The 19,024-nt window shown below is 67.7% G+C and carries 20 protein-coding genes; 16 read left to right on the forward strand and 4 right to left on the reverse strand.

Annotated elements, in window-relative coordinates; all coding sequences use genetic code 11:
- Position 1: 1 nt before the first annotated feature.
- Complete coding sequence (locus tag ACRCUN_RS33655) at positions 2-1,774, reverse strand: ABC-F family ATP-binding cassette domain-containing protein (protein ID WP_462145936.1); 1,773 nt, start codon at positions 1,772-1,774, stop codon at positions 2-4.
- A gap of 183 nt (positions 1,775-1,957) precedes the next feature.
- Here ACRCUN_RS33655 and ACRCUN_RS33660 point away from each other — a divergent pair, with 183 nt between their 5' ends.
- The 14 genes from ACRCUN_RS33660 (at position 1,958) to ACRCUN_RS33725 (ending at position 14,651) form a co-directional block, all read left to right on the forward strand.
- Complete coding sequence (locus tag ACRCUN_RS33660) at positions 1,958-2,848, forward strand: phosphate/phosphite/phosphonate ABC transporter substrate-binding protein (protein ID WP_462145937.1); 891 nt, start codon at positions 1,958-1,960, stop codon at positions 2,846-2,848.
- A gap of 1 nt (position 2,849) precedes the next feature.
- The gene (gene phnC / locus ACRCUN_RS33665) at positions 2,850-3,650 is read left to right on the forward strand and encodes a phosphonate ABC transporter ATP-binding protein (protein WP_462145938.1); all 801 of its coding nucleotides are present in this window, start codon (positions 2,850-2,852) and stop codon (positions 3,648-3,650) included.
- Complete coding sequence (phnE, locus tag ACRCUN_RS33670; protein WP_462145939.1) at positions 3,647-4,492, forward strand: phosphonate ABC transporter, permease protein PhnE; 846 nt, start codon at positions 3,647-3,649, stop codon at positions 4,490-4,492. The genes phnC and phnE overlap by 4 nt, the downstream gene beginning before the upstream one ends.
- Positions 4,489-5,223 carry a GntR family transcriptional regulator gene (locus tag ACRCUN_RS33675; RefSeq protein ID WP_462145940.1) on the forward strand — a complete coding sequence of 245 codons (735 nt, stop codon included), beginning with the start codon at positions 4,489-4,491 and terminating at the stop codon, positions 5,221-5,223. The genes phnE and ACRCUN_RS33675 overlap by 4 nt, the downstream gene beginning before the upstream one ends.
- Entirely contained in the window at positions 5,220-5,636 is a 417-nt protein-coding gene (locus tag ACRCUN_RS33680; protein ID WP_462145941.1) for a phosphonate C-P lyase system protein PhnG, read from the forward strand. The genes ACRCUN_RS33675 and ACRCUN_RS33680 overlap by 4 nt, the downstream gene beginning before the upstream one ends.
- A complete protein-coding gene (phnH, locus tag ACRCUN_RS33685) occupies positions 5,633-6,199 on the forward strand; it encodes a phosphonate C-P lyase system protein PhnH (RefSeq protein ID WP_462145942.1) in 567 nt (188 codons plus the stop codon). The genes ACRCUN_RS33680 and phnH overlap by 4 nt, the downstream gene beginning before the upstream one ends.
- Positions 6,148-7,203 carry a carbon-phosphorus lyase complex subunit PhnI gene (locus tag ACRCUN_RS33690; protein WP_462145943.1) on the forward strand — a complete coding sequence of 352 codons (1,056 nt, stop codon included), beginning with the start codon at positions 6,148-6,150 and terminating at the stop codon, positions 7,201-7,203. Before phnH ends, ACRCUN_RS33690 begins: the two co-directional genes overlap by 52 nt.
- The gene (locus ACRCUN_RS33695; RefSeq protein WP_462145944.1) at positions 7,200-8,075 is read left to right on the forward strand and encodes an alpha-D-ribose 1-methylphosphonate 5-phosphate C-P-lyase PhnJ; all 876 of its coding nucleotides are present in this window, start codon (positions 7,200-7,202) and stop codon (positions 8,073-8,075) included. Before ACRCUN_RS33690 ends, ACRCUN_RS33695 begins: the two co-directional genes overlap by 4 nt.
- Positions 8,072-8,914 carry an ATP-binding cassette domain-containing protein gene (locus tag ACRCUN_RS33700; RefSeq protein WP_462145945.1) on the forward strand — a complete coding sequence of 281 codons (843 nt, stop codon included), beginning with the start codon at positions 8,072-8,074 and terminating at the stop codon, positions 8,912-8,914. The genes ACRCUN_RS33695 and ACRCUN_RS33700 overlap by 4 nt, the downstream gene beginning before the upstream one ends.
- Positions 8,911-9,570: an ABC transporter ATP-binding protein gene (locus ACRCUN_RS33705; RefSeq protein ID WP_462145946.1), complete on the forward strand. Its 660-nt coding sequence runs from the start codon at positions 8,911-8,913 to the stop codon at positions 9,568-9,570. Before ACRCUN_RS33700 ends, ACRCUN_RS33705 begins: the two co-directional genes overlap by 4 nt.
- Complete coding sequence (locus ACRCUN_RS33710) at positions 9,555-10,736, forward strand: alpha-D-ribose 1-methylphosphonate 5-triphosphate diphosphatase (protein ID WP_462145947.1); 1,182 nt, start codon at positions 9,555-9,557, stop codon at positions 10,734-10,736. The genes ACRCUN_RS33705 and ACRCUN_RS33710 overlap by 16 nt, the downstream gene beginning before the upstream one ends.
- Positions 10,737-10,848: 112 nt before the next feature.
- Positions 10,849-13,851 carry an acyl-CoA synthetase gene (locus tag ACRCUN_RS33715; protein WP_462145948.1) on the forward strand — a complete coding sequence of 1,001 codons (3,003 nt, stop codon included), beginning with the start codon at positions 10,849-10,851 and terminating at the stop codon, positions 13,849-13,851.
- Between the two features lie 32 nt (positions 13,852-13,883).
- Positions 13,884-14,432, forward strand: coding sequence for a hypothetical protein (locus ACRCUN_RS33720; RefSeq protein WP_462145949.1), 549 nt, complete (start codon positions 13,884-13,886; stop codon positions 14,430-14,432).
- Positions 14,433-14,441: 9 nt separating this feature from the next.
- On the forward strand, positions 14,442-14,651 hold the full coding sequence (locus ACRCUN_RS33725) for a Trm112 family protein (protein WP_462145950.1): 210 nt from the start codon (positions 14,442-14,444) through the stop codon (positions 14,649-14,651).
- Here the strand turns inward: ACRCUN_RS33725 and ACRCUN_RS33730 are convergent.
- From ACRCUN_RS33730 to ACRCUN_RS33740, 3 genes are read right to left on the reverse strand one after another with little or no spacing between them, the layout of a single operon-like run.
- Positions 14,625-15,263 carry a TetR/AcrR family transcriptional regulator gene (locus tag ACRCUN_RS33730; RefSeq protein WP_462145951.1) on the reverse strand — a complete coding sequence of 213 codons (639 nt, stop codon included), beginning with the start codon at positions 15,261-15,263 and terminating at the stop codon, positions 14,625-14,627. The genes ACRCUN_RS33725 and ACRCUN_RS33730 overlap by 27 nt on opposite strands.
- 7 nt (positions 15,264-15,270) lie before the next feature.
- Complete coding sequence (locus ACRCUN_RS33735) at positions 15,271-16,098, reverse strand: ABC transporter permease (protein WP_462145952.1); 828 nt, start codon at positions 16,096-16,098, stop codon at positions 15,271-15,273.
- Entirely contained in the window at positions 16,041-16,796 is a 756-nt protein-coding gene (locus ACRCUN_RS33740) for an ABC transporter ATP-binding protein (protein WP_462145953.1), read from the reverse strand. The genes ACRCUN_RS33735 and ACRCUN_RS33740 overlap by 58 nt, the downstream gene beginning before the upstream one ends.
- A gap of 69 nt (positions 16,797-16,865) precedes the next feature.
- Here ACRCUN_RS33740 and ACRCUN_RS33745 point away from each other — a divergent pair, with 69 nt between their 5' ends.
- On the forward strand, positions 16,866-17,477 hold the full coding sequence (locus ACRCUN_RS33745) for a DNA-3-methyladenine glycosylase (RefSeq protein ID WP_462145954.1): 612 nt from the start codon (positions 16,866-16,868) through the stop codon (positions 17,475-17,477).
- A 36-nt stretch (positions 17,478-17,513) separates the two neighbouring features.
- The gene (gene tyrS / locus ACRCUN_RS33750) at positions 17,514-18,806 is read left to right on the forward strand and encodes a tyrosine--tRNA ligase (protein WP_462145955.1); all 1,293 of its coding nucleotides are present in this window, start codon (positions 17,514-17,516) and stop codon (positions 18,804-18,806) included.
- Positions 18,807-19,024 lie beyond the last annotated feature (218 nt).

Here is a 19,024-nt window from a genome sequence, read left to right on the forward strand (position 1 = left end):
GCTACTCCAGCTGCTCGGACAGCTCGAGCCAGCGAGCCTCGAACTCGGCCACCTGCTTCTCGAGCTCACGCAGCTCCCCGGTGAGCCGGCCGAGGCCCACGTGATCGGACTGGTCATGTGCGGCGAGCTCGTCGTGCTTGGCGGCGATCCGGTCGGAGAGCTTGGCCAACGACCGGTCGATGGACGCGATCTCCTTCTCGATGCCGCGGAGCTCGGCTCCGGAGAGCCCTTGCGCGGGAGCCGCTTCCGTACGGTCGGCGGGCGCGCTCGACCGCTGCGCCGACAACCGCAGGTACTCGTCGACCCCGCCGGGGAGATGGCGAAGGCGCCCGTCGAGGATCGCGTACTGCTGATCGGTGACCCGTTCGAGCAGATACCGGTCATGGGACACCACGATCAGCGTGCCCGGCCACGAATCGAGCAGATCCTCGGTCGCGGTCAGCATGTCGGTGTCCACGTCGTTGGTCGGCTCGTCGAGCACCAGAACGTTGGGTTCGGACAGCAACACGAGCATGAGCTGCAGGCGCCGCCGCTGACCGCCCGACAGTTCGCCGACACGCGCCGAGAGTTGCTCGCGCGCAAAACCCAACCGCTCAAGCAGCTGAGCCGGCGTGAGCTCCTTGCCGTCGATCTGGTAGCTGGTCTGCAGCCGGCCCACGACCTCGCGCACCATGTCGCCGGCGACCGTATCGAGCTCGCGCGACTGCTGGTCCAGGATCGCCAGCCGCACCGTCTTGCCGCGTTTCACCCGGCCGGCCGTGGGCGCCACCGTCCCGGAGATCAATCCGAGCAGCGTCGATTTGCCCGCCCCGTTGGCGCCGAGGATGCCGGTTCGCTCACCGGGGGCGATGCGCCATTCGATGTCGCGCAATACTTCTCGACCGTCATAGGCGACCGAGACGTCGAGCAGATCGATGACGTCCTTGCCGAGGCGAGCCATGGCGGCCCTCGACAGCTCGACGGAGTTGCGCAGCGGGGGAACGTCGGAGATCAGTGCATTGGCGGCGTCGATCCGGAACTTCGGCTTGGAGGTCCGTGCAGGTGCGCCCCGGCGCAGCCACGCCAGTTCCTTGCGCATCAGGTTCTGCCGCTTGGCTTCCGCGGCGGCGGCCTGGCGGTCACGCTCGACGCGCTGCAGCACGTAGGCGGCGTAGCCGCCCTCGAAGGGCTCGACGATCCGGTCGTGCACCTCCCACGTGGCGGTGGCCACCTCGTCGAGGAACCAGCGGTCGTGGGTGATCAGCAAGAGTCCGCCTGCGCTTCGCGCCCAGCGCTGCTTGAGATGGCCTGCGAGCCAGGTGATGCCTTGAATGTCAAGGTGGTTGGTGGGTTCGTCGAGCGCGACCACATCCCAGTCGCCGATCAACAGCGCGGCCAGCTGCACACGGCGCCGCTGTCCGCCCGAGAGGGTTCCGACGAGTGTCTCGAACGGGATGTCGGCCACGAGCCCGCCGATCACGTCGCGCACCCTTGGGTCGCCGGCCCATTCGTGTTCGGCCCGATCGCCGACGAGCGACCAGCCCACGGTCTTGGCCGAATCGAGGGTGTCGGTCTGGTCGAGCGAGCCGACTCGCAGCCCGCCACGGCGCGTGACCCGGCCGGAGTGCGGCGCGATGCGGCCGGTCAGTAGACCGAGCAGCGTCGATTTCCCGTCACCGTTGCGCCCGACGATGCCGATTCGGTCGCCTTCACTGACGCCGACGGTGACCGAATCGAAAACCACCCCTGTGGGGTACTCCAGATGCAGGGCTTCGCCCCCGAGCAGGTGTGCCATCGCCAGCCGACCCTATCGTCAGCCGAGATGTGACCGCCAACAGGCCGCCCGGGCGGCGGGGCGGACGCGCCGCACGTCCGCTACGAGAGGTTGCGGTAGGCGTCGGTCTGCGTTTACTTGCAGTTCGTCATGCTTATCTAGACATGTAGACACCAAATGGCGGCATGAGAGATGGGAAGCCCGATGTCTGCACGCAAGATGGTCACAGGTGCGGTGGCGCTGTTGTCGGCGGCAGCGCTCACGGTCGGCTGTAGCAGTCCGTCGTCGGACTCGGCGCAGCCCGGCACCGTCCGGATGGCCGTGACCGATCTTCAGGGCCTTGAGGAACTCCAACGGGAGTTCGGCGCCTTCGAGAAGGAGTTCGAAAAGCAGTCCGGGCTGAATCTCGAGTTCTTCGCGGTCAACGACCGGACGGCCGCGGCGGCCGCGTTGGAGGCCGACCGCGTCGACGTCGTGTTCACCGGGCCTGCCGAATACGTGGTCATCCACGAGCGCACCGGCGCCCAGCCGATCGTCGCGATCGAACGCGACGGCTACCACTCATGCATCTACACCAAGGCCGACAGCGGGATCACCGAACTCGGGCAGCTGCGCGGAAAGAAAGTCGCCATGTCCGACGTCGGCTCGACGAGCGGTCACCTCGGACCATCGCAGATGCTGGTCGACGCGGGAATCCAGCCGACGTCCGACCTCGAGGTACTCACAGTCGGCGACGCCGTGCACGAATCGCTCAAACGCGGCGACGTCGCCGCGGTCGGCATCGGCTACCACGACTACGAGGAATTCATGGGCACCGACGACCCGGCGCAGTACCGGATGCTCGCCGAAGGCCCCACGCTGCCACCGGATCTCCTGATGGGTCGCGAAGGACTGGACGAACAGACCGTCACGACGATTCGTGACACGTTCAACGAGCACTTCGACACCCTGCTGCCGGCGATGCTCGAAGGCAAGGACAACGCCAAGTACGAGAACGCCAAACTGGTTTCGGTCACCGATACCGACTACGACGAGGTGCGGTCGATGTACCGCGCGGTCGGCGTGGACGACTTCTCCGAATTCCTGGGCGACTGACATGGGCGCGGGCACCGCACTATCCGACACCGACACCGTGACCGCAGGCGCCACCGCACTCGACGTGGCCAACCTGCGGGTCCGCTACGGGCGCGGCGGAGCCGAAGCCCTGCGCGGAGTGAACCTCAAGGTGCCGCAGGGCCAAACGGTCGCGTTGATCGGCACCAACGGCGCGGGCAAGTCGACCTTGTTGCGGTGCCTGGTGCGCCTGATCGAACCGACGGACGGTGCCGTCGTCATCGACGGCACCGACGTGACAGCGCTGTCGCGTGGCAAGCTGCGCGCGGTCCGGCGTGACGTCGGCTTCGTGTTCCAGCGCTTCCATCTCATCCCGCGGCTCAGCGCCTTCCACAACGTCGTCCACGGCGCGATGGGGCACCGTGGCACGCGTTGCGCCTGGCCGCTGACGAGCCCCCGTGACGTCCGGGCCGAGGCGATGAGTTCGCTTGAGCGCGTTGGGCTGAGTGCTTTCGCCGATCGCCGGGTCGATACGCTTTCCGGCGGCCAGCAGCAGCGCGTGGCCATCGCCCGCATGCTCATGCAGCGGCCCGGTCTCATTCTCGCCGACGAACCGGTGGCCAGCCTCGACCCGGCGTCCGCCCAAGCGGTCATGGAATTGATGCGCTCGATCGCCGCCGAACGCGATGTCACCGTCATCATGGCCCTGCATCAGATCGACCTCGCCCTGCGCTATGCCGACCGGGTGGTCGGACTGCGCAACGGTGTGGTGGAGTTCGACCGTCCGGCAGCCGAGTGTGACGCCGCACAACTGAATCCAGTCTTCGCCGAGGCGGTTTCGTGACACCCACCGCAACCCGGACGCCGAGCCCGTCCACGCAGCCGCCACGGGTGCGCCGCCCCAGCCTGATGACGCTCGTCATCGTGCTGGTCGTCGGGGGACTGTTGGTGCACGGATGGACCCAAGGTGCCACCGTACGGCCGGACTCGCTGCTGACCGGGATGTTCCGGCTCGGTGAGTTCGCGCAGGACGCGGTCCCGCCGGACGCCCACCGAATCGGCCCGATCCTCAAGGCCCTGCTGGTCACGGTCGAGATGGCATTGCTGGGAACCATTATCGGGGTTGTGCTCAGCCTGCCGCTCGCGGTGCTTGCGGCCCGCAACACCACACCGCACTGGTCGTTGTACGCCGCCAGCCGCGGCGTCATCACCGTGAGCCGCACGATCCCCGATCTCGTGTGGGGACTGATCTTCGTGATCGCGGTCGGTCTCGGCCCGGAGGCCGGCGTGCTGGCGATCGCGGTCGACGTTATGGGCTTCTGCGGTCGGTTCTTCGCCGAGAGCATCGAAGACATCGACCCCGGGCGTATCGAGGGGCTGCGCGCCCTGGGGGCGTCACACATCGGGGTGCTGCTCGGCGGGGTGATCCCGGCGTGCCTGCCGTCCTTCGTCACGACGTCGATGTTCGCGCTGGAATCGTCGGCGCGGTCGTCGGTGGTGCTCGGCCTTGTCGGAGCCGGCGGCATCGGCATCGAGCTCGCGACGTCGATGACGCTGCTGCGTTACGACGAGGCCCTGACCATCATCCTGGCGATCCTCGGTGTCGTCGTGGTGTTCGAACGGGTTTCCGCGGCGATCCGTCGGCGTGTTCTCGGGAAAGTCTCGGGGGAGAGGTGGGGAAGATGAGTCACGATCTGGAGATGATCAATCGCTACGCCGATCGGCCGATCTACCGTCAGCTCAGCGATCTTCTCGAAGCACGGTTGGCCGAGGAGGCCCGCCCGGGCGACCGGCTTCCGAGCGAGGCGGAGTTGTCGCGGCAGTTCGACGTCAATCGCCTCACCGTGCGGCGTGCGCTCGAGGAACTCAGCCACCGCGGCCTGATCGAAACCGTCCACGGCAAGGGTTCCTTCGTCGCCGCGCCGCGGGTCCGATATGACGTCTCGGCGGGGCGGGACGCGAGCTTCACCCGCAGCATGCGCGAGCTCGGACATCAGGTGAGTATCCGGCTGTTGTCGGCCGACATCGTCGAGACACCGGAATTACAAGCCGAACTCGACACCACCGGTGGCGTGCTCGTGTGCCGCACGTTGCGGCTCGTCGACGACGAACCGTGGTCGGTGTCGGTGACCTCGATCCACACCGACCGGTTCCCGGATCTGGTGGCGCAGTGGGCCGGCGATACGTCGCTGTTCGACTTTCTGCTGGAACGCCACGGCGTGCGGATGCAACGCGCGTACCGGACGTTCGCGGCGGGCCTCGCCGAACCGTTCGAGGCCGAGCAGCTTCAGGTGCGTGTCGGCGCGCCCCTGCTGGAGATGCGCGGGCTGAACGTCGATCAGAGCGGCGCCCTGGTCGCGGTCGTGGAACACCGATTCCGCGGCGAGCGGGTGCAGTTCACGGTGGATCTGCTGTGACAGCCGAACAGCGCTATGAGGCCCTCGCGGGTGCGGACGCCGCCGAGTTGGAGGAGCTTGCCGACGCCATACTGGCCACCGGCGTCGACATTTCGGTGACGGCAGGCCCGGAATCGATCAGCACACCCGTCCGCGTCGCGGTGCCGGGCTGCGCTGAGACGACGGTCGTTCTCGGCCACGTCGCCCTCACCCGGTGCACCGTCGAGCTGGGTGGCACGCGCGGCGACGGCATCCGCGCCGGCTACGACCTGACGGGCGCGGTCGCGGCCGCGGTATGCGACGCCGAATCGCACCGGGGCGGTCCGCTGGCTGATCGGGTGAAGCAGTTGTGTGTGGCTGCCGAACACGACCGAGCGACGCGAGCAGCAGACCGGGCCAGGCTCGTCGCCGCCACCGGACTGGACAACTCATGAGGTGGGATCCGGTGCACGACAGCCGGTCGGTCTTTCTGGCCTGCATGCGTGCGATGTGTGCGCCCGGGACGCCGGTCGAGCTGCCCATCCGTCCGGGAATCAGCACCGTGGCCGAACTCGACTGTGCCGCAGCAGTTCTTCTCGCTCTTCTCGACCGCGGGCTGACGCTCGGCGTGACCGGCAGCTCCGCCGCGTACGACATCACGACGACCGTGGCAGGCACGTGTGGTGCGGCGGCGGGCGATGTCGAGGATTCCGACTGGGTGCTGGTGCACGGCCCCGCCGCCGACGCGATATCGCGGGCCCGCCGTGGCAGCCGCCTGACACCGGAAAACGGGGCGACACTGGTGGTCGCGGCCAGCGGTGAGCCCGCACCCGTGGGGTTGAGCGGGCCCGGCATCGCCGCGACGACGACCGCTCACATCGCGCTGGACGCAGTGGCCGTCCACGCATTGGCGGCCGCGAATGCCGCGCCGCCCCGCGGCGTGGACGTGTTCATCGTCGACGGCGAATGTCTGATCGCGCTGCCGCGCAGCGTATCCCTGAAGGCGGTGGCCGCCTGATGTATGCCAGCATGCACGAAAATCCAGCACTGGAAGCTGCCCGCGCGATCGCGGCGGCACCGCAACCGCAAGCCGCGGTCAATCTGTCGGTGCTGGCCGAACAGGTGTGCGCCGAGGCCGGTTTGTGGGAGCCCGCCGTCGCACTGCGCGCGCTGAACCAGTCACGTGGCGATACCGCGCATGCGGTATCGATGCTGCGCGTATGGGCCGCCACGCAGCCGCATGCCGATTCGGGCACGGTCGACGCGGCCGACGTCGCACTGGTTCGGCGGGTGTCCTCGGCATACCCTCAGGTGCCCGGCGGACAATGGCTCGGCTTCGCGCCGGATCTGCTGCCCCGGCAACTCACCTGGTCCGAATCCGAGCCGGTGTCCCATGAACCGACCGAGGTGCGGTGTGCCGACGCGGAAGCGCCGGATCGCCGGTCGACGCCACGGGTTCGCGACCTGATCGGCGGCGTCGCGATGGTCACGCCCACCGAGGACGGGCACAGTCCCGATCCGGCTGCGAGCGTGCTCGTTGCGCCGTACACGCGTGCGGCACTGCTGTCGATGCTGGCGCGCGGCGAGACCGGAGCACTGGTGGCGATGGCGGCGATAGTCCTCGGCAGGCGCCAGGAAGCCGTTCTCGTCGAACTCACCGTCGGGGCGGCAGGTATCCGGATGCCGCATCCACGCACCGGCATCGGATGTGTGGTCGCCGAGGTTCCGATCACCGAAGTCGAGGTCGTCCTCGACACCGACGTCGACGGACGGCCCGCCCTGGCCATGGGGTGGGGCGCCACGCTGGGAACCGTTGAACGACGCGCTATCTCGTTGGCTCTGCTCGACGCGGCGATGCAAGCGGACAAGGAGCTGCGCGAGCAGTTGGTACTCGACGAGCAGACCTTGCTCGCTGCGACCGACGGATCGGCGACGGCGGGATTCGTCGAACATCTGCGGCTGCCGCACTACGCGGGATTCACCGCCTACCTGGCCCAGGCCGCCGCCAAGGAGACCCCATGAACCGCCCGCAGACGGTGGCTGAACTGGCCGCAGAGCACGGCAGGCCGCAGGCCTACGCCTACCTCGACGAAGACACCAAACGCAATGTGCGGCGCGCGATCCTCAAGGCGCTGGCCATCCCGGGTTGGCAGGTGCCCTTCGCATCGCGGGAAATGCCGGTGGCCCGCGGCTGGGGCAGTGGTGGCCTGCAGGTGACCCTGTCGCTGGTGGGCCCCACCGATGTGGTGAAGGTGATCGACCAGGGCGATGACCATTCGGTCAATGCCACGGCGATGCGCAGCCTCATCGCCGAGTCGGCGGCGTGCGCGGCCACCACCGATACCGCGCAAGCCACGATCGTCCAGAGTCGTCACCGCATACCGGAGGTCGAGCTGCGCGGCGACCAGGTGCTCGTGCTGCAGGTGCCCCACCCCGAACCACTGCGCCGGGTGGTGCCCGACGAATTGACTGCCAAGCATCATCACGCCGAAGGCGATTACACACCGGCCTGGCTCGATCTGTACGACGATCAGACGCGGCTGGGCGGGCCGCGAACCGGTGCCGATCATCCAGTGCTGATTGGAGATTCACGATTGATGAGCCCGAGCCCGATACCCCGCCACGACGTGCTGCGGCTCAACCAGCGTCCGTACCCCATCCTGCTGGGCGCGGGCCGCCGGGCCCGCCTCACCGCACTGCCGCCGTATACCTCGGTGCGGCCGTTGGCGTTCGACGACTGCCCGCTCGAGGGCGAGCGGGCAGACGGGCCCTGCAGCCGGTGCGGCAGCACGGCGTCGTATCGGGTGCCCACCGGTGGCACGAACGCCGCTCTGGTGTGGCAGTGCAGCGATGTCGATGCCTGCCGCGTGCGATCGAGCGGTGAAAGCCGGTGACGGCCACGGCAATCGCCGAGCGGGACAGCGAGCGGGCACTCGCACCACCTGACCCCGTGCTGTCGGTGCGCGGACTGTCGCACCGCTTCGGACCGGGGTGTGACCGGTGCGTCGATTCGACCGGCGAGGCTGCGGGTACCAACCGCTGCTCGGTATGCGGCTCGGTCGTCGCCGTCCACGACGCGTCGTTCGATGTCGGACCCAACGAAGTGCTCGGCATCGTCGGTGAATCCGGTTCCGGCAAGACCACGCTGTTGCGGTGCCTGCACCTCGATCTGACCCCCGCGCACGGCTCGATCCTCGTCGGCGACGATCCCATCGACCGGTCGGCGGTGCTGATGGTCCACCAGAACGCCCTGGCGGCGGGCCTGTACCCGCGGCTGGCCGCGGAGTCCAATGTGGCTGAACGTCTATTGTCCTCCGGTGCAAGACAATTCGCGGACATTCACGAACGGGTCGCGGAACTGCTCGGGGAACTCGGCCTGCGGCCCGAGCGTCATACCGATGCGCTCATGACGTTCTCCGGCGGCATGCAGCAGCGAGTGCAACTGGCGCGCGCACTGGTCGACCCACCCCAGGTGCTGCTGCTGGACGAACCGACCACGGGACTCGATCCGTCGGTGCAGGCCGATCTACTCGAAGTGGTCGGCCGGGTCACCGAGAATCTCTCGTCGGCCACGATCGTGGTATCCCATGATCTCGCGGCGGTGCGGATTCTCGCCTCGCGCATCGTGGTTCTCCATCACGGCCGGATAGTCGAACACGGCATCGCCGAGCAGGTACTCGAAGATCCGGGCCACCCCTACACGCAACTGCTCGTGTCCTCGAGGTTGATATGACAAGCGGCGCAATCGTCGTCAGCGAGCTCGCGAAGCGCTTCGGCGACGACATCGGACTCGGTCCCGTGCAATTGACGGTGCCCGCCGGAACCTTGACGCTGATCACCGGCGCACCGGATTCCGGCAAGTCCACCTTGGTCCGATGCCTGACGGGCGTATATCGGCCGGATGCGGGACGTGTCACCTTCCGGTTGGGCGTCGCCGATGAGATCGACCTGATCGGCGCCGACCCACGGACAGTGGCGTGGCTGCGCGACCGTCACATCGCATCGTTCAACGGCCCGCTCGCCGCGGCTCCGCAATTGCCTTCCGCCGCGGCCGTCGCCCGCGCCGCGCGCTGTGATCACACGTCCGCATTGGGAGCGCTCACGCGGCTGCGAGCGCAGCGGCTCGCGCCCACACCTGTCGGCAGGCTACGACCGGCCGAACGGCACACCGTCGCGCTCGCCGCAGCGCTCATCGCCGGGCGTCCGTTCGTCGTGCTCGACGAGCCGGAAGCGGCGGCGGATCCGACCAGTGTGACCGCCTGGATCCAGGGGGCCATCGAGGGCGGTGCCGCGGTCCTGGCGACGGGCAGACCAGACAGTGCGTTGGCATCGCTCGCCACCGCGACCGGAGAACTACGGAGAGGACGGATCGAATGGCGCAAACCGTGATCGAGGGTGTGACGTTGGTTCCCGGCGGTGGCCGGCCGATCATCGGCAACGCGGCTGTGGTGCTCGACGACGGCCGCGTCACCGAGATTTCGGAGCTCGGCGGCCAGGGCAGGCCCGGCGACATGTACCTGGTGCCCGCCGGGGTGGATCTGCATCTGGACAACCTCGTGCAGCGCCGCAGACCGCGCGCGACGGTATCGCTCGACCACGAGGCCGTCATCAGCGTGCTGGACGCCGAATGCGCGGCGGCCGGAATCGGCACGGTGTGCGTCGCGGCCCGGTGCGAAGACTCACCGCGCAAGGGCATCGAAATCGCCGATGCCGCGGTACTGGCCGCCGTGGTCGAGGAGCTCGCGCCTCATCTGGCTTGCGACTGGCGCATCCACGCCAGGGTCGAGCTCACCGACGATCGGTCGCTCGATGCGCTCACCGCGGTGTTGAGCGCATCGAGCCGGGTCGCATTGATCTCGATGATCGAAACCTCCGCGCAGCGCAGCCGATTCGCCACCCTCGCCGAGACCCGCGCCTTCTACGCGCAGGACTGGGGCGTCACCGAGGCCGAGGTCGAGGCCGTCTTCACGGTCGATCCAGGCCGGTTGAGCCAGATCGCCGAACGCCGCAAAGAAGTTGCGGCGCTTGCGATTGCCCGGGGAATCGCGCTCGCGAGCCACGACGACCGCACACCCGAACACATCGACGAGGCGTTCGAGCTCGGCGCGCGGGTCGCCGAGTTCCCACTGACCATCGAAGCTGCCCGACGGGCCGCGGATCTCGGCATGAACGTGGTGTTGGGCGCCCCCAACGCGATCCGGGGCCGATCGACGTCGTCCGGCAACGTGCTGGCATCCGACGCGGTGGCCGCCGGGGTGTGTGACGTGTTGTGCTCGGACTATCTGCCGTCGTCGTTGCTGGCGGCACCGCTTGCCCTCGCATCGGGTGGTGCAGCGCCCTTGTCTGCTGCCATCGATCTGGTGTCGGTCAATCCGGCGGCAGTCTTGGGCTTGCCCGCCGCCGTGATCGAGGTTGGTCAACCGCTGACCGCATCACTGCGGCGGATCGATTCCGGCGCGGCGCGCAGCCAGGTCGGCATGGCGTTATGGCGTGCCGGGCAGCAGGTATTCGGGCGTCAGTCGCTCGGAGCCACCTTCGCCGAAGCCGGCGTCTGAGCATCGGAGGGTCATTACCTGCAGGCTCCGGCCGGCCTTGTGCCATCATGACCACGTCAATCGGGGGATTGGTGCGCCACCACGAGGGCCATGAGCAGGGGAGCAAGCTTTGGTGGATTTCTCGGCAGTGACCAAGCCGGTTGAGCGGTTGCTGGCGACTGCGCAGAACGGTCTGGAGGTTCTGCGCTACGGCGGTCTGGAAACGGGTGCGGTGCCGTCGCCGTTCCAGATCATCCAGAGCGTGCCCATGTACCGGCTGCGCCGGTACTTCCCACCGGATGCCCGGCCAGGTGCGCAGAACCCCGGCCCGCCGGTGCTCATGGTCCACCCGATGATGATGGCGGCCGATATGTGGGACGTCACGCGTGAGGACGGCGCGGTCGGCATCCTGCACGCCGCAGGCGTCGACCCGTGGGTGATCGACTTCGGTTCGCCCGACAAGGTCGAAGGAGGCATGCGGCGGAACCTGGCCGATCACGTGGTGGCGCTGTCGGAAGCCATCGACACCGTCAAACAGGTCACCGGGCGCGATGTCCATCTCGCCGGCTACTCGCAGGGCGGCATGTTCGCCTATCAGGCCGCCGCCTACCGGCGGTCCAAGGACCTTGCCAGCATCATCGCGTTCGGCTCGCCCGTGGACACGCTCGCCGCACTGCCGATGAACCTGCCCGCCGGTGTCGCGGCCGGTGCTGCCGACTTCATGGCCGATCACGTGTTCAGCCGCATCGACATCCCCGGCTGGCTGGCCCGCACCGGATTCCAGATGCTCGACCCGATCAAGACCGCGCAGTCGCGACTCGAGTTCCTGCGCCAACTGCACGACCGCGAGGCGCTGCTGCCCCGGGAACAACAGCGCAGGTTCCTGGCCTCCGAAGGCTGGATCGCGTGGTCCGGTCCGGCCATCTCCGAACTGCTCAAGCAGTTCATCTCGCACAACCGGATGATGACCGGCGGCTTCTCCATCCACGGAGACCTGGTGACCCTGTCCGACATCGACTGCCCCGTGCTGGCATTCGTCGGCGAGGTCGACGATATCGGCCAGCCTGCGGCCGTGCGCGGCATCAAACGGGCCGCCCCGCAGGCCGACGTGTACGAATATCTGATCAGGGCAGGACATTTCGGTCTGGTGGTGGGTTCCAAGGCGTCGAGTCAGACCTGGCCGACGGTGGCGCAGTGGGTGAAGTGGCTCGAGGGCAGCGCCGACATGCCCGACGGCGTCGCGCCGATGGCATCGCAGCCCGACGATCATCCCGAGGGCGGTGTCTCCTTCAGCACGCGCGTGACACACGGGGCCACCGCCGCGACCGAGATGGCCTTCGGCGTCGCCCGGTCAGCTGCCGAGGCGTTGGTGGCGGCCAACAAGTCGGCCCGCACGCTGGTCATCGAGACCGCTCGCACGCTGCCCCGCCTGACCCGCCTCGGCCAGGTCAACGATCACACCCGAATCTCCTTGGGTCGCATCATGTCCGAGCAGGCCCGCAGTGCGCCCAAGGGGGAGGCGCTGCTGTTCGACGGACGCGTGCACACCTACGAGGCGGTCGACCGCCGCATCAACAACGTCGTGCGCGGTCTCATCGATGTGGGGGTGCGCCAGGGCGCACACGTCGGTGTCTTGATGGAGACCCGGCCCAGCGCGCTGGTCGCGATCGCCGCGTTGTCGCGGCTGGGTGCCGTGGCCGTGTTGATCCCGCCCGACGTCGACCTCGCCGAGGCCGTCCGCCTCGGCGGCGTGTCCGAAATCATCGCCGACCCAGGGCATCTGGACGCCGCCGGGGCGCTCGACGTGCGCGTGCTGGTGTTGGGCGGCGGGGAAAATCGCAACCTCGACCTTCCCGAACACGCCGACGTGATCGACATGGAGCAGATCGACCCCGACGTGGTGGAACTGCCCGGCTGGTACCGGCCCAACCCGGCCCTGGCTCGCGACCTGGCGTTCGTCGCGTTCAGTGCGATCGGCGGCGAACTGGTGCCTCGGCAGATCACCAATTACCGGTGGGCGCTTTCGGCGTTCGGTACGGCATCGGCGGCCAATCTCGGCCGCGGCGACACGGTCTACTGCCTGACCCCGCTGCATCATCAGTCCGGTCTGCTGGTGAGCCTTGGCGGCGCGGTGGTCGGCGGTTCGCGCATCGCGCTGTCGCGAGGACTGCAGCCGGATCGGTTCCTGCAGGAGATCCGGCAATACGGCGTGACTGTGGTGTCCTACACGTGGGGGATGCTGCGCGAGGTCATCGACGATCCGTCGTTCTCGTTGACCGGCAACCATCCGGTGCGGTTGTTCATCGGGTCCGGTATGCCGGCCGGCTTGTGGAAGCGCGTGGTCGACGTGTTCGAGCCGGCGCAGGTCGTCGAGTTCTTCGCCACGACCGACGGGCAGGCGGTGTTGGCCAATGTGGCGGGCGCCAAGATCGGCAGCAAGGGACGCCCGCTGCCCGGCGGCGGCCAGGTCGAGTTGGCCGCGTATGACCCTGACGACGATCTGATCCTCGAGGACGAGCAAGGCTTCGTCCGGCGGGCCGCGGCCAACGAAGTCGGTGTGCTGCTGGCCCACCCGCGTGGCCCGGTCGATCCGACCGCGGTGGTGAAGCGCGGCGTGTTCGCGCCTGCCGACACGTGGGTGTCGACGGAGTTTCTGTTCCGGCGCGACGAGGACGGCGACTACTGGCTCGTCGACAACCGCAGCGCGGTAATCCGCACCGAACGTGGCCCGGTGTACGCCACGACCGTCAACGACGCGGTGGGGCGGCTCGACGCGGTCGACATGTCGGTCACGTACGGGGTGGACGCCGGAGAACACCAGCTCGCGGTCACGGCGCTGGCTCTGCGCCCAGGCGGCAGTGTGCCGACCGCCGATCTGTCGCATTCGCTCGGCGACCTTCCGGTGGGCAATCCGCCGGACATCGTTCACGTGGTCGCCGACATGGAACTCGGTGCGTCGTACCGACCCCTCGTGAGTCCGCTGCAGGACGCGGGCATCCCGAAACCGGCGCGGCGTAACTCCTGGTACCTCGACACCGATACGGGTACGTACAAGAAATTGACCGCGGCCGTCCGCACCGAATTGGCCGGAGACCGAGAGCAGCACGACCCGGCGCTCGGGCACGAGCACTGTTAGGCTCCGGCTGGCGGCAACTGACTGGAGGATTGATGACATCGCGATCTGAGGTGCACACGGACGGCAACCGCTATGGGTGGCGTCGTGTAGTCGCTGGAGCGGTAGCGGGCAGCGCACTGGCCGTCGGTCTGCTCGTCGGCGCAGCCGCGCCCACCGCGTTCGCGGTGCCGACCACAGGGGCCGATGAGCCACCCCCGCCCAAGATGTCGACCGACGAAGCCTTGGCCATCATCGCCGCCGATTACGACACCGGCGCCGGTGGCGGCCAGATCTCTCAGTTGATCCACGAAGTTCTGGTGCTGCGCGCCCAGGGCTTCAAACCCTCGAACTCGAACGGACGGGCGCTCTCCGAGGCGCTCGACAAGCGGCCCAACCAGACTCCGCTGGTCGATGCTCTCAAGAGCACGGTTTCGTTCCAGCGCAAGCTTCAGGCGCAGGCCGCGGGCGCGGTCACGCCCGGTGGCTTCACGGCCGGTATCAACCAGCTGCCGCCCGGCATGGCCCCTGATCCGACGAACCCGGACAACACGGGCGTGTTCATCGGCCCGACCGGTGGTGGCGTCCAGCAGCCCATCGGCTAGCGTCGCCTTGTGGTCGACGAAAAGCTGCTGAGCATCCTGGTCTGTCCGCAGGACCGTGGGCCGCTGCTCCTGGTCGGCACCGATCGGCTGTACAACCCGCGGCTGCGGCGTGCCTATCGCATCGAAGACGGCATACCGGTGCTGTTGGTCGACGAGGCGATCGCCATCGACGACGAAGCCGAGCACCAGAGACTATTGGAGCTCGCTCAGTCCGGGTAGGTCACCGGTGAGATAGCGCTGCAGGTTGGGCGCGATGGTTTCGGCGATCTGCTCGACCGGCAGTGACTTGAACGGTTCGAGTTCGAGTATGTAGCGCGCCATCACGACGCCGACGAGCTGGGACGCCACGAACTGGATGCGGATCCGTCCGCTACCGACCGGATCGTCGACGCGCGAGCCGACCTCGGCGACGATGACCTCTTGCAGGAACGACCGCACGAGTGAGACGTCGTTGCCGGCGAGGATCGAGCGCAGCGTGGCGATGAAGCCCTTTCCCAGCTCGGAATCCCACAGCGGCAACAGGATTGACGGCAGCGTGTGACCGATCTGTTCGACGGGTGTTTCCCGCAACGGCCCGATCACGGCCATCGGGTCGATGGGGATGTGGATCGCCGCCGCGAACAATTGCGTCTTCGTACCGAAGTAGTGGTGCACCAGGGCCGGATCCACGCCGGCACCTGCTGCGATCGCCCGGATCGAGGTTTTGTCGATCCCGTTGCGGGCGAACAACTCCCGTGCTGTCGCGAGAATTCTCTCCCGGGTGTCGGAGGTGCCGGGTGGCCGGCCGGGCCGTTTGCGTTCCTGCCCGGCAGTGGAGTTCGTGGTGGTCAAGGAAGTCCTATGGGGTCCGTCGTCGTAGCGTCGCCGCGGCCAGGCACAGCGCCAGCACCGCGAAGCCGACCACCACGGCGATGTCGCGGACCGCGGTGGCAGTCGGCTCAGAATATGCGCCGACTTCCTGCAATGCCTCAAGCGCGTAGCTGGCAGGCAGGACGTTGCTGATCCACTGGAGCCACTCCGGCATGGCGGAGCGCGGCACGATGATCCCGCACAACAGCAGCTGCGGTGCGATGACGAGCGGCATGAACTGCACGGCCTGGAACTCGGTGCGGGCGAACGCGCTGCACAGCAGACCCAGTCCGACGCCGAGCACGGCGTTGATGATGGCGATGACGAACACCAGGATGGGGCTGCCCTCGGTGTGGAACCCGAGGAACCAGAACGCGACGACGCACGCGAGGGTGGCTTGCGCGGCTGCCGCGATGGAGAACGCCGTCCCGTATGCGGCGAGCAGATCGAAACGCCGCAGCGGCGTGGTGAGGATGCGCTCGAGGGTTCCCGAAACCCGTTCGCGCTGCATGGTTATCGAGGTGATCAGGAACATCACGATGAGCGGGAAAACCCCGAGCATGATCAGGCACGCGGTGTTGAACGGGGTCGGCCCGCCGGGGCGGTGCGGCGCGTTCTGGAACATGAAGTACATCAGCGTGATGATCAGGCTCGGCACCAGCAGGATCATCGCGACACTGCGGTGGTCGGCCGCGAGTTGACGAAGGATCCGTCCGGTCGTGGCCAGGTAGGCCTGCGGGCTCAGCCGGCTGCGCTGGGTCAGGCCGCGGTGCTGTGCCGGATGACGGTCAGAAACGCTTCCTCCAGGGACGTGCATGAGGTGTCCTCTCGTAGCCGGGTCGGTGTGGTGTGGGCGAGCAGGCGACCCTCGCGCATGAGCAGCAGGTCACCGCAGTGGTCGGCCTCGTCCATGACGTGGCTCGACACCAGCAGGGTCGATCCCCGCTCGGACAACTGACGGAACTGTTCCCACAGGTCGACGCGGAGCACCGGGTCGAGCCCGACGGTTGGCTCGTCGAGCACGAGCAGTTCGGGTTCGGACACCAGCGCGCAAGCGAGTGAGGCGCGTGTGCGCTGGCCGCCGGAAAGATTGGCGCAGTAGGCATTTCGATGGTCGTCGAGACCCACCGACCGGATCGCATTGTCGGCGGCGGCAGCGGAGCTGCCGTACAACGACGCGAAATAGCGCACGTTGTCGATGACGCGGAGATCGTTGTAGATCGTGGGGTTCTGCGTGACGTACCCGACGCGGTGCCGCAGCGGTGCCGAACCCGCTGGATGACCCAGGACGGTCACCGTTCCGCCCGCGACGATCTGCGTGCCGACGATGCAGCGCATCAACGTCGTCTTGCCGCACCCCGACGGGCCGAGTAGACCCGTGATCGTGCCGCGGGCGATCTGCACCGTGACATCGCTGACCGCGGGGCGGCCCCCTCGGATCACCTGCAGATCGGCGATGTCGATGGCAGGCCCGGCGGCCTGGGTACGGAATTCATCAGACGATGAAGTCATCATGTGATGAATACTCCGCCTGCCGCCCACCGGTGTCAATGGGTGTCGGCCGCGGAGTGCAGAATCGCTCGGGTGAGTGCTGAGCTACTGGCGGGGGATCCGCTACGGGCGGCGCGTCGCCTGTTAGGCGCCCAGCTCAGCGGGCGTGGCGTGACGGCGACGATTGTCGAGGTCGAGGCGTACGGTGGCCCGCCGGACGGACCGTGGCCCGACGCCGCGTCGCATTCGTATCGGGGACCCGGCGGCAGGAACGCGGTGATGTTCGGACCGCCGGGGCGGCTCTACACCTACCGCAGCCACGGCATTCACGTCTGCGCCAACGTGGTCTGCGCATACGACGGCGTCGCCGGTGCGGTACTGCTCCGCGCCGCCGCAGTGGACACCGGTATCGAGGTCGCGCAGACCCGGCGTGGACCGGTGGCGCCCGTGGCCGGGCTCGCGCGTGGGCCGGGCAATCTGTGTTCGGCCCTCGGAATCACCATGGACGACAACGGAATCGACCTGTTCGAAGCCTCGAGTCCGGTACGGCTCGCGCTCGGCTCCGGGTGCGAGGTGGCCGAAGGCCCACGAGTCGGGGTCAGCAAGGCGGCCGATCGTCGGTGGCGGTTCTGGCTGGCCGACCGCGTCGAGGTCTCGGCCTATCGGCGCAGCCCGCGGGCGCCCGCGCCCGGAGGTAGTGACTGAACTCTGGCGATTGGGGGATGCGGCATGATCGTCCCCATGGCAACCGGAATCCTCGACGAGCTGGACTGGCGTGGGTTGATCGCGCAGTCGACTGACCGGGACGTGCTGGCGAGCGATCTCGCCAAGGGGCCCATGACCGTGTACTCGGGTTTCGACCCCACCGCGCCGAGCCTGCATGCGGGTCATCTCGTACCGCTACTCACGTTGCGGCGGTTCCAACAGGCCGGCCACCGGCCCATCGTGCTCGCCGGCGGGGCCACCGGGATGATCGGAGACCCGCGCGATACCGGCGAGCGGACGCTGAACACCGCGGACACGGTCGCCGACTGGGCCTCGCGCATCCGCGGCCAGCTCGAACGCTTCGTCGAGTTCGACGATTCGCCGACCGGTGCCATCGTCGAGAACAACCTCAACTGGACCGGCGAGCTCTCCGCGATCGAATTCCTGCGCGACATCGGCAAGTTCTTTTCGGTCAACGTCATGCTCGACCGCGACACGGTGCGGCGCCGGCTCGAAGGCGACGGCATCTCCTACACCGAGTTCAGCTACATGCTGTTGCAGGCCAACGACTACGTCGAGCTGCATCAACGGTATGGATGTGGGTTGCAGATCGGTGGTTCCGATCAGTGGGGAAACATCGTCGCGGGTGCGCGGCTGGTGCGGCAGAAGGTCGGTGCCACGGTCCACGCCATGACGACACCGCTGGTGACCGACTCCGAGGGCAAGAAGTTCGGCAAGTCGACCGGCGGCGGGAACCTGTGGCTGGATCCCGACATGACCAGTCCGTATGCCTGGTATCAGTACTTCGTGAACACGGCAGACGCCGACGTGCTCGGTTACCTGCGCTGGTTCACCTTCCTGTCGAGTGACGAGCTGGCCGAACTCGCGGATGCGACCCATAGCCGCCCGCACGAACGCGCCGCGCAACGGCGATTGGCCCGCGAGCTCACGACACTGGTTCACGGGGAGAACGCGACAAAGTCCGTGGAATACGCGAGCCAGGCATTGTTCGGCCGCGGTGATCTCGTCGACCTCGACGAATCGACATTGGCCGCGGCCCTGCGCGAGGCAGGCAATGGCGACGTCGCCGAATTGCGGCCGGGAAGTCCGGACGCGATCACCGATCTTCTCATCGCGACCGGATTGTCCGCGAGTAAAGGCGCGGCCCGGCGCACTGTCGCCGAGGGCGGCGTCTACGTGAACAACGAGCGGATCGAAAGCGACGAGTGGATACCACAGGCGTCGGACTTTCTGCATGAGCGTTGGCTCGTGTTGCGACGTGGCAAGCGCAACATTGCGGGGGTCCGGCGATCGGCCGCCCAGGCTTAGGCCGCGTACCACGATGACCAGGCCAAACGCCAGATCTACCAGGCGATTTGACTCGGAGTTAGCCCTGACGTAACTTATTCCAGGTCAGAGCGACACGGCCCAGCCGGGAAGCGAAGACAAAGTCCGAGAGAGTCACCCACTAAGGTGGGGGTTCCTCACTGTCCGCAGGAGCTAACGCGGCTTTTAGCCGCGGGATTTCTGCGCGGTCAGCTCGGGCG

The organism is Mycobacterium venezuelense (assembly GCF_054919535.1).